The sequence below is a fragment of the Paenibacillus yanchengensis genome (assembly GCF_042684845.1).
Classification (GTDB): domain Bacteria; phylum Bacillota; class Bacilli; order Paenibacillales; family Paenibacillaceae; genus Pristimantibacillus; species Pristimantibacillus yanchengensis.
This window is the reverse complement of sequence record NZ_JBHUMH010000020.1, coordinates 85,734-95,513: the sequence shown is the minus strand read 5'-3', so window position 1 is coordinate 95,513 and position 9,780 is coordinate 85,734. Positions and strand designations below refer to the sequence as shown.

The window sequence follows — 9,780 nt, the reverse complement described above, 5'->3', positions numbered from 1 at the left end:
ATATTGAGTCATGATGAATCCCTCCATTGAATGTCGTCTCGACAACTTCATTCTAAAGGAAATAATTCATCATGGCTCTTCTTATTTTCTTCCAGATGCATTTTACACAATTATATGGACTTTACTTTTTTATAAAGGTTTTGTGCGAAATTTCGTATAAAAGGAGCTGTATATCAAATGTCGTGGATGGATTTTATGCTAAAAAACGTACAAACATTGGTATATTTTTCTGTGTATCAAGGTTTTGTATGAAATTTCGTATAAATGGAGCCGTATATCACTTAGCGCGTATGAATATTAATATTATACAAAAATAAAAGATAAGAACAATGCTATCGGTGCTTACGGCGATAACGAAGTTTAATTTTGCTATTGCTCCCACAAATCAGACATATGGTTAGCTAAATTTGTGTTTGCAACGATAGCAGTTTTATTTATCATAGTAGGTGACAATTGGAGCACTTGTTTGTTTTCTTCGAATAATGTAGCAACAAATAAATATCAACTATTTATTTGATTGGTACTACGTCTGGAGGTAACGTACCTTCTTGTAGCCACTTTTCTACCATTTGATTAAAGAAAATAGGATGCGATAATGATATTCCATGTCCAGCATTGGGTATCATTATTCCAGTACAATTGGTATTAGCTGCAACGATATCTTTGGCTGATTTTATCATCATTGCTTTTTCTTTTTCACCAATTGTAACTAATATTTTGCTCTCTGCTTTTTTAAAACTACTGGGTATTTCAAAAGACATATTTTCTTCTAATATTCTAATCAAAGTATCTGATTTCATTTGAAGGCTTTCCTTATAATAGGTATCAAATTTTTGTTCATCAATGTAAAGTGTTTTTGCTTGTAGTTTAGAAAAAGTTTTGTTTTTGACTAAAGGAAAAAATAATTTTATAAACGGTCGTATTAGTATTTTTAGCAACAAATTGGGACGAACTAGTGCACTATTAATGATCGCATAATCAATTAAATTGGAGTTAATACTTAACATTTGAATAGTTACTTGCGCACCTAATGAGAATCCAACGACAATTACTAGCTGACCGTTAGCCTTTTTTTCTATTAACTCTATTACTTTTTCTGCACTGTATGCCATTGTAAAATTTTTTGTATGTTTACTTGCCCCTTGCTCAGGCAAATCTATCGTCAGACAATGGTAATCGTTAAAATATTGTATTTGTTTATCCCACATCCAACCACTAACTCCACCGCCGTGCAAAAACACCATTAAAGGAGCATTATTACTTCCATATTCTTGATAAGCCAAGCTCAAACGATTCACCTCTTTGTCTGCTTTTTTTGTTTTCAATATGATTATACCAAAAAATAGGGTAATTAATATGAAAATAGTGTTTAATCCATGGATAAAATATTATGTAATCTATAAAACACTGAAATTTCCTTTTACTATATTTCGGCGTAATATTCAATTAGTAGAGTTATACCTTTTTTTATTAAATGGTGTGAAAGAAAAAAATGTTGTACATACTGCTAATAGAGCAAGAGGTGAATTTTGAGGTAGGATGACAGGAGAGAAAAAATGAGTAAGTGGTATTTACAACTGTTTCGCGTTCGTTTGGAATGGCTATTTGTTATAGTTGGAACTATTGTTTTGGGAAGTATTTTGTTTACAAAGCTATTCGTTGGGGTTGCCGATAATGGGGACTTTTTAAGAATAATGGGTACGATTGGTTTAAATTATAGTGACTTGCAACAGAGCTATGAAGCGCAATTTTTTCAATATGCCCATCGCTATTTTGCCTATGACCATTTTTTTCGAGGGTTTTATTTTTCCTCGCATATTATTATCGTGGCAGTCGCTCGTTTGATTGGTTACGTTGTTAGTAGTAGTCTGTTCGATATTCGGGTACTGGCTGTACTATATTCGTTATTATTGTTAGCAGCTGGCTGGCTGATTTTATTTGCGCTGCAATCGGTGCATCGGTTGGTACGGATAAGTGTAGCGATTTTATTGCTATTTGTATTTTTTGATAGTGCCTATACTGCTTATTTTAACTCGCTTTTTGGTGAACCGGTGTCGCTATTGTTCTTTCTATTAACGATTGGTTTCGGCTTGTTAGTTACACAAGTTACACAGCTAAACAGGAAAAAAACAGTACTTATTTTATTGTTTGTTTCTATTTTGTTTTTCGTTGGCTCCAAAACACAAAATGCTCCGATTGGGATTGCATTTTCGATTCTTGCTCTTCGTTATGCTACGCTGCATCGTGACGGAAACTGGCGTCGCTTAGCGTATATGCTGTCAGCGATTACTTTGCTCGGATCGATGGCGATCTATAGTTTTGCTCCAAAAGAGTTCAAGCAGATCAATTTGTATCAAACGGTTTTTTTTGGCATTTTAAATGGCTCTACTGATGTGAAAACAGATTTGCAAACACTGGGATTGCCGGAACATTTGCACGTTTTAGCAGGTACAAATTACTTCGAAGCGAATACTGTCATTAAGCAAACTGATCCGAGTTTACAGGCTGATTTTTATGATCATATTTCGCATGGTTCTGTTATTAAATATTATATTACCCATCCGATGCGTCTGCTGGAAAAAGCGCAAGTAGCGGCTGAACATAGTATGACGATTAGACCTTATTACTTAGGCAGCTACGAACAACAAGTGGGCAAAGCGCCCGGAGCAGTAGCTTATCGCTATAGTGGATGGAGTGAGTTCAAACATCAGTATATGCCGCGCCAGTTACTTTTTGTACTAAGTATATTTGCTGTATATTTTTTGATCGTTGCTTACCAATGGTGGAAAAACCGACAGTATGATACCAAAATGGTTTGGGAATTGTTCGCTATCATCGGTCTAACCGGCTGTTTTAGCTTTCTTATTCCGGTTATTGGAGATGGACATGCCGATCTTAGTAAACATATGTTTATGTTTAATGTTGTATTTGATGTGATGCTAGTTGTTATTGTAGGTTGGCTTTTCGATCGCCTCTCGTTATCCAAACAAGCCCGGCGGCCATAACCAGTGCTCCGAGTACTTGAAACAGTGTGATGCTTTCTCCAAACATAATAAACCCAGTTATCATAGCCGCTGCTGGAACGGCATACCGAAAAAAGTTAGCTCGAGTGGCTCCGACTCTAAACATACAGGCATTCCAAACGACGAAAGCAACGACAGTGCACAATATAACATTGTATACAATAGCGGCATATTGCTCGAATTGTAGTGCTGCCCAGTTGGTTGCTTGCCATTTGCCAATCGTAAGTGGCAGCATAAAGATAGCGCCGAAAACGATCGTCCACGTACTTATTCGTAATGCCGAAAATTGTCGCATCAGCGACATGGAGCTTAAATTGAACAATGGACCAACGATACTAATTAATAAAGCTAAAGCGTTACCTAACATAAGATTGCTAGACATATTGAAACCTTCATCACCACCCAGAATAACAAAACTAACGCCGATGAAACAAATAGCACCTCCAAGAATTAACCGTGGAGTAATTGCTTCCTTCATAAATAATGGGGATAATAATGCAGCAAAAATAGGCCAAGGAGCTACGCTAAGTAAAGAAGCATTAGCAAGCGTCGTATATTTGATCGCGTACATCGACATAATTTCTAGCGCCGTAACCCCTAATAAACTAATTACCGCAATGTACGGAACTAATCGCCAAGGAATGCTAATATTGCCTTCTTTCCACTTTAAAATAATAAAAAAGAACGGAATAGCTAATCCAAAGCGCAGCATAGTAAAAACAATGGGATGGAAGGATTCCATCGCTAGTCGTGAAACTCCAAAGTTAACGCCCCATATGATAGCAATGGCAATGAGTCCCACATAATTAACCCACATTTTATTCATCATTTTCTCTCCATCAGTTCCTATTGTAACTCGATTATACCGCAATATTAGCGGAGAGCAATGGCAAAGAACTGACATCCAAAACAAAGTAAACATAAAGCTTGTCGAATTAGTGCATACTTTCCAATAAATTGTTAACACTGATAACAGTTGCGGTTATATTTAGCAGTATAACTCCGCATGAGACTATAGATATTAGACACTTTGGAGGTTGCAATGAAAAAATATGTAGCATTTGCTTCAATAGTTTCATTAGTAGTAGTAGCTGTGTTTGCAATATATTTACCAACTCAAGCAGAAGAGAAACAGAGTGATCATGCTGTTAAAGTAGCAATTAGCAATGCGCTAGGTAAATCAATTGGTGAAGCAACATTGACGGAGCAAGATGGCAAAGTGAGTATTCACATTCAAGCGCACTCACTATCTCCTGGAGTTCATGGTATTCATATTCATGAAGTAGGTCTTTGTGAAGCGCCGACCTTTCAATCAGCAGGTTCTCACTTTAATCCGACCAAGAAAAAACATGGTTTTGAAAATCCAGATGGATTTCATGGGGGAGACTTACCTAATATAACAGTGGATCAAGATGGTAAAGTTGATGCTACTATCATGACTGCCGCTGTAACTTTACAACAAGGAAAAATGAATTCTATTATTAAACCGGATGGTACATCACTGGTTATCCATGCGAAGGCGGACGATTATAAAACAGATCCAGCCGGTGATAGTGGTGATCGCGTGGCATGTGGTGTCATTAAGTAAGTAATCGTTATAAATAAACAGCAGTTAGAGGAAGCAACTACGGTTCTTCTTTTAACTGCTGTTTGTTTTGATTCGTTATGTTTATTGAGATAGTATCCGATTCTTTGTACCATTTGGCAGCTATCGTTCCGATTAACAATGACCAAAGTGCCGCTGATATACCGAAAAAGGATACATTAGCAATCGCAATAATAAACGCTAAAAAGGCAGATATTCGATAGGAGTGATGTTGAAATGCCGATTTTAAACTATTCATTAATATATTTAGTAAGGAGAAGCCTGTAATAATCGCAATAAAGTAACTAGGTAATAGCTGAATCAGCGATACTAATTTCCAGGCAAATAAGCCGAACAAAATGACGAAAATACTAGATACTACGCCTGCTTTGTAACGAACATCTTTTTCTCCAGTTTGCTCACTACTACAAACCGTTGTCATCATACCACCGACAGTAATTGCATGTCCGGCGAAAAAACCGCCAGCTACGGTTGCTATTCCTGACATCATTATTGCTTTATTGGTTGGTACATCATAGCCGTTATTTTTGAGAGCAGCTAGTGCTACCGCTAAGTCGTTACTAATGATAAGAATGGCAATCGGAAGCGATAACGATAACAAATAAGTAGCTGAAAATTTCGGTATAGTGAATTGTGGCAAACTAAAAGGTAGTTGAGTCATTGCCGGGAAATCGTAGACCAGTAGTAAACCGACAATACCGAATATAAGTACTCCGAGTAGTGGTGGCAGTGCTTTGGAAATTTTGGGAATAATAAAATAGCCCAGCAATGATAGAATAGCAACTATTGGCGCATGTTGAAATACAGGAACGATATCTACGACATAATGCAAAATTAACCCTGCTAGCATGGCGTCTATAATAGTTTTGGGAATGGCATGTAACAATTTTTGGAATAGACCAGTTATTCCGAGAATAACAATGATCGCTCCCGCCATAATAAAGCTCCCGACCAAGTAAGGCACACTTACTTCCATCGCACTCATACTTAAAAAAGCAGCAGCAGTCAAGGAATGTGCTCCGGCGAATGGAATTTTATATTTTACTGCTAACCATATATTTAAGATGCCACCAGCAACATAGACGGTAAAAATCCATGAAACGATGGATGACTGATCTAATCCCAATCGAGCAGCAGCTGTCAAAATCATCATCGCGCCGCCTGTCCATACCATTAAAGCTGAAAGTATGCCACTAGCAATTTGTGGTGCTTGTATTATTGTTTTTTTCATCATCAACTGACCTTCTGTTCTCTATATGTCTTCGCTGTCTTCTAGAGTATAACGAAAACAACTCGTTCTTAAAATAAAAAAAGTCACAATTCAATGACAAATTTTAAAGAGTTTTTGCGAAAACGAGTAGTCCAAAGTATATTTGCGGAAGTTTTTTGTAAAAAAGTATGCTAGAGGGTTGCTTTTTTTAACAGAGTATATTAATATTACTTTAATTCATACTAAACTCATTGGATATGTTGTATTAAAGTCGGAAAGGATGGATAGGAGGTGTGAGATGGAAGATACTGCTACTGTTCCTGCCGTTTCTGTCCAGCAATTGTGCAAAAGTTATTCGCAAGATGGATATTCACAGCAAGTATTACATGGTGTGAATGTAGAAATTAAAGAAGGAGAAATAGTTTCTTTATTAGGACAGAGCGGCTGTGGAAAGAGTACGTTGTTAAGTATTATCGGCGGATTCGAACAAGGGGATAGTGGTGTTGTACGGATTGGTGGACAATTAGTTACGAAACCCGGGCGGCATTGTGTAATGCTGTTTCAATCGTATGGGTTGTTACCATGGCGCTCCGTTCGATCTAATGTAGAGTTAGCACTGCATGGGATGTCACTTACGAAGCAGGAAATAAGCGATAGGGCAGCACATTATATTTCATTAGTTGGATTACAAGATCGTATGACCGCTTTTCCAGCACAATTATCCGGCGGTATGCAGCAGCGAACCGCATTAGCACGAGCGCTTGTTATGCAGCCGAAATTATTGTTAATGGATGAACCATTTGCAGCTTTAGATACGTTTACGAAGTATGCTTTGCAGGATGAATTACTCCGAATACAGCAACAAGAAAAAGTAACGATTATATTAGTAACGCACGATATTGACGAAGCAATTACGTTATCTCATCGCGTACTTATTATGCAAGCTACTCCTGGTACGATTACTGCGACAATTCCTATTGTAGCTCCAAAGCCGTTTGATCGTGGTGATGCTGATTTTCAACATTATCGTAAGCGGATTTTATCTCTATTTCGTTTATCTGGTACGAAGCAAGTGGAGGAATTTGTTATTTAATGAAGTGGAGAGGAGATAGGTTGTGAAAATAAAGTATTCCATTCAGACGAAAGTGGTAAGAAGCATAATAGTATGGACGATTTTAATTGGTTTGTTAGCCGCTTGTGGCGGTACAGCGACGACCAATGCACCTGTCTCCACATTACCGGCTCAGCCAAAGGTGAAGATTGGTTACTTGCCGATTACACATGCTGCACCGCTATATATCGAAGCAAGCACGGCAGGGTATAGTGGCTTCGAATTGGAATTAGTGAAGTTTGGTTCTTGGCCTGATTTGATGGATGCATTGAATAGCGGGCGAATAGATGGAGCATCGGTGTTAATTGAACTGGCAATGAAAGCGAAAGAGCAAGGGATTGCGTTGAAGGCGGTCGCACTTGGTCATAAAGATGGCAATGTCGTTATTACTGCCCCTGATATTGAATCAGTTCAAGACTTGCAAGGGAAGCCGTTTGCGATTCCTCATCCGTATTCGACACACAACATATTACTTTATCAAATGTTAAAAGAGGCGGGAATGGCTTACGAAGATGTGCAAGCGATCCAATTGCCACCAGCAGAGATGCCTGTCGCTTTGGCGGAAGGTAGAATATCTGGTTATGTAGTCGCCGAACCCTTTGGGGCAAAGGCAGTAGTGATGAGTAAAGGGAAAGTGCTCTATCAATCGGATGAACTATGGCCGAATTCTGTAGATTGCGCATTAGTATTGCGTGAGCAGTTTATTGAGGAACAACGGGTAGTCGCTGAAGAGTTCGTCCATTGGTACAAAGAAGCAGGGAAATTGGCGGAAAAGAATGACGATCACGTAAAAGAGATACTAATGCAATACATGAATATTGATCAAGCAGTGTTAGATGTATCTTTGCAATGGATCTCTTATGATGAATTAAAAATAGAGGAAGCTGATTATAAAATATTACGACAATACATGATGGAGATGGGGTTGTCGGAGCAACCGCCTACTTATGAGCAGTTTGTTGATAATACATTATTTGATAAGGTGTCGTAACTGATGATGCAAACAATATGGCGTATAGGGAAAAAGACATTTCCTGTTTTGTTAGGGTTAAGTTTATTGTTGGTCATTTGGCAACTGATTGTTGTTCTTGGTCATTATGAACGAACGTTGTTGCCAGCGCCAATGGATGTGGCGATTGCGCTGCAACAACTGATTATATCGGGTGAATTATGGCAGCATTTACGTATTAGTCTATTTCGATTTTTAATAGGATATTTGCTGGCAACTATGGTAGCTATACCGCTTGGTATTATGCTTGGTCGGTTACCTCGGTTATACCGAGTGATTGATCCCATTGTCCAGCTATTACGTCCCGTTTCACCGATTGCCTGGTCGCCGTTCATTGTATTGTGGTTTGGTATAGGGAATATACCCGCGATTGTTATTATTTTTCTAGCTGCTTTCTTTCCGATATTATTATCTGCTGTTGCTGGTGTAAGACAAGTACCAGAGATCTATTTGAAACTTAGTCAAAATTTGCAGTTAAGCCCGCTGGCGATGCTTCGTAAAATTGTATTTCCAGCAGCATTTCCTCATATTGCGAGCGGACTGCATATGGCAGTCGGCACCGCATGGATTTTTCTCGTATCAGGTGAAATGGTTGGTGCACAATCAGGTCTTGGCTTTCTCATTATTGATGCTCGCAACATGATTCGATTGGACTTAGTGTTAGCAGGTATTATTAGTATCGGTTTGTGTGGATTATTACTAGATCAAGCAGTTCGGTTATTCGAACGAATGATGCAAAAACGGTGGGGAGCTTAAGCCAAATTTGTCGCAACCGCTACTGCTTTGACGTTATCCGTTTCTGTTTTACAATTTGGACAATAGCATACTTGCGTTACAGCGTGACCACAGGTGGTGTGTACTAATTGTTTGTAGCAATGTGGTAGATGTTGCTGTCCCCATATAATAAAGGATTGAAATACAGGCTCTAGCGCCATACCACTTGCTGTTAGTTGATACGCATAACGTGGTGGGTGGTCAGAATAAAGGATCGAGTGAACTAATCCAGCCTCTTCCAAATGTTTGAGTCGTTCAGACAATAGTTTGGAGGATAAGCCAGTTAAGTTTTCTTTAATTACACTAAATGTAGTATGACCAATCATAAGCTCATGAATAATGAGCAGTGTCCAACGATCGCCAATAATGTTTAATGTTTGCGCAATGTTACAAGGTAAATCGTATCTTGTTTTCATGGTGAGCCTCCTTATAGCCACAATGTATAAATATTACACTAAGTATAAAAAAGAAACAATTAAAAATCAAAAAATGAAAGAGGAGTTGGATTAATATGTCCTTATATTTAGTAGAAGCTACATTTGCAGGTAACGTAACAACAACGGAGCAGTTTAGTCATATAACAGCAGCATTACAAGAGCAATTGCTAGAAAAGGAAGTTAAGCTGTTAGAAGTACAGGTTTCCAAAGGATTTGAACGAGCATTTTATATTTTTGAAGGAGAATTGGCGACAATTGAAGCAGGCTTAAACCATGAAGCTATTACTGTAGAGCTGATTAAACAAGTAAGACTAATTGGCAAAGCGCAAGAAGAAGTAACGAATAGTGAAGAAGGGCTCAACTATTTAGTAGAGTGGAACTTGCCAGAGCATTTGACGATGGATGCTTATTTGGAAAGAAAGAAAAATAATTCCGTACATTATTCGGAGGTGCCGGAGGTTGATTTTTCAAGGACATATGTGTGCGAAGATATGACGAAATGTTTATGTTTTTATAAAGCACCTGATGAGGCAGCGGTGAAACGGGCTCGGGCAGCAGTTCAAGCACCGATTGATGCTATTACGGAAATATGGGCAAAGGAATAACTGCA

At 38.3% G+C, this 9,780-nt stretch carries 10 protein-coding genes; 6 read left to right on the top strand and 4 right to left on the bottom strand.

What is annotated here, in order from left to right:
* Window positions 1-509: 509 nt before the first annotated feature.
* A complete protein-coding gene (locus ACFSTH_RS09910) occupies window positions 510-1,289 on the bottom strand; it encodes an alpha/beta fold hydrolase (RefSeq protein WP_377770513.1) in 780 nt (259 codons plus the stop codon).
* 267 nt (window positions 1,290-1,556) lie between these two features.
* On the opposite strand from ACFSTH_RS09910, the gene wsfD reads away from it, so the two are divergent.
* Window positions 1,557-3,005, top strand: coding sequence for a glycan biosynthesis hexose transferase WsfD (wsfD, locus tag ACFSTH_RS09905; protein WP_377770362.1), 1,449 nt, complete (start codon window positions 1,557-1,559; stop codon window positions 3,003-3,005).
* Here the strand turns inward: wsfD and ACFSTH_RS09900 are convergent.
* Window positions 2,947-3,852 (bottom strand): DMT family transporter, encoded by a 906-nt coding sequence (locus tag ACFSTH_RS09900; RefSeq protein ID WP_377770364.1) that lies wholly within the window; start codon window positions 3,850-3,852, stop codon window positions 2,947-2,949. The genes wsfD and ACFSTH_RS09900 overlap by 59 nt on opposite strands.
* A gap of 213 nt (window positions 3,853-4,065) precedes the next feature.
* Here ACFSTH_RS09900 and ACFSTH_RS09895 point away from each other — a divergent pair, with 213 nt between their 5' ends.
* Window positions 4,066-4,611: a superoxide dismutase family protein gene (locus tag ACFSTH_RS09895; RefSeq protein ID WP_377770366.1), complete on the top strand. Its 546-nt coding sequence runs from the start codon at window positions 4,066-4,068 to the stop codon at window positions 4,609-4,611.
* A gap of 37 nt (window positions 4,612-4,648) precedes the next feature.
* Here ACFSTH_RS09895 and ACFSTH_RS09890 read toward each other — a convergent pair whose 3' ends face one another.
* On the bottom strand, window positions 4,649-5,863 hold the full coding sequence (locus ACFSTH_RS09890) for a benzoate/H(+) symporter BenE family transporter (RefSeq protein ID WP_377770368.1): 1,215 nt from the start codon (window positions 5,861-5,863) through the stop codon (window positions 4,649-4,651).
* Window positions 5,864-6,137: 274 nt separating this feature from the next.
* Between ACFSTH_RS09890 and ACFSTH_RS09885 the strand changes: the two genes are divergently transcribed.
* The 3 genes from ACFSTH_RS09885 to ACFSTH_RS09875 are packed head-to-tail and all read left to right on the top strand — an operon-like array spanning window position 6,138 to window position 8,715.
* Entirely contained in the window at window positions 6,138-6,932 is a 795-nt protein-coding gene (locus tag ACFSTH_RS09885; protein WP_377770370.1) for an ABC transporter ATP-binding protein, read from the top strand.
* Window positions 6,933-6,954: 22 nt separating this feature from the next.
* Window positions 6,955-7,941 (top strand): ABC transporter substrate-binding protein, encoded by a 987-nt coding sequence (locus ACFSTH_RS09880; protein ID WP_377770372.1) that lies wholly within the window; start codon window positions 6,955-6,957, stop codon window positions 7,939-7,941.
* Window positions 7,942-7,944: 3 nt separating this feature from the next.
* Complete coding sequence (locus ACFSTH_RS09875) at window positions 7,945-8,715, top strand: ABC transporter permease (RefSeq protein ID WP_377770374.1); 771 nt, start codon at window positions 7,945-7,947, stop codon at window positions 8,713-8,715.
* Here the strand turns inward: ACFSTH_RS09875 and ACFSTH_RS09870 are convergent.
* A complete protein-coding gene (locus ACFSTH_RS09870) occupies window positions 8,712-9,149 on the bottom strand; it encodes a winged helix-turn-helix transcriptional regulator (RefSeq protein ID WP_377770376.1) in 438 nt (145 codons plus the stop codon). The genes ACFSTH_RS09875 and ACFSTH_RS09870 overlap by 4 nt on opposite strands.
* 95 nt (window positions 9,150-9,244) lie before the next feature.
* On the opposite strand from ACFSTH_RS09870, the gene ACFSTH_RS09865 reads away from it, so the two are divergent.
* Window positions 9,245-9,775: a DUF4242 domain-containing protein gene (locus ACFSTH_RS09865; RefSeq protein ID WP_377770378.1), complete on the top strand. Its 531-nt coding sequence runs from the start codon at window positions 9,245-9,247 to the stop codon at window positions 9,773-9,775.
* The last annotated feature ends 5 nt before the right edge of the window (window positions 9,776-9,780 follow it).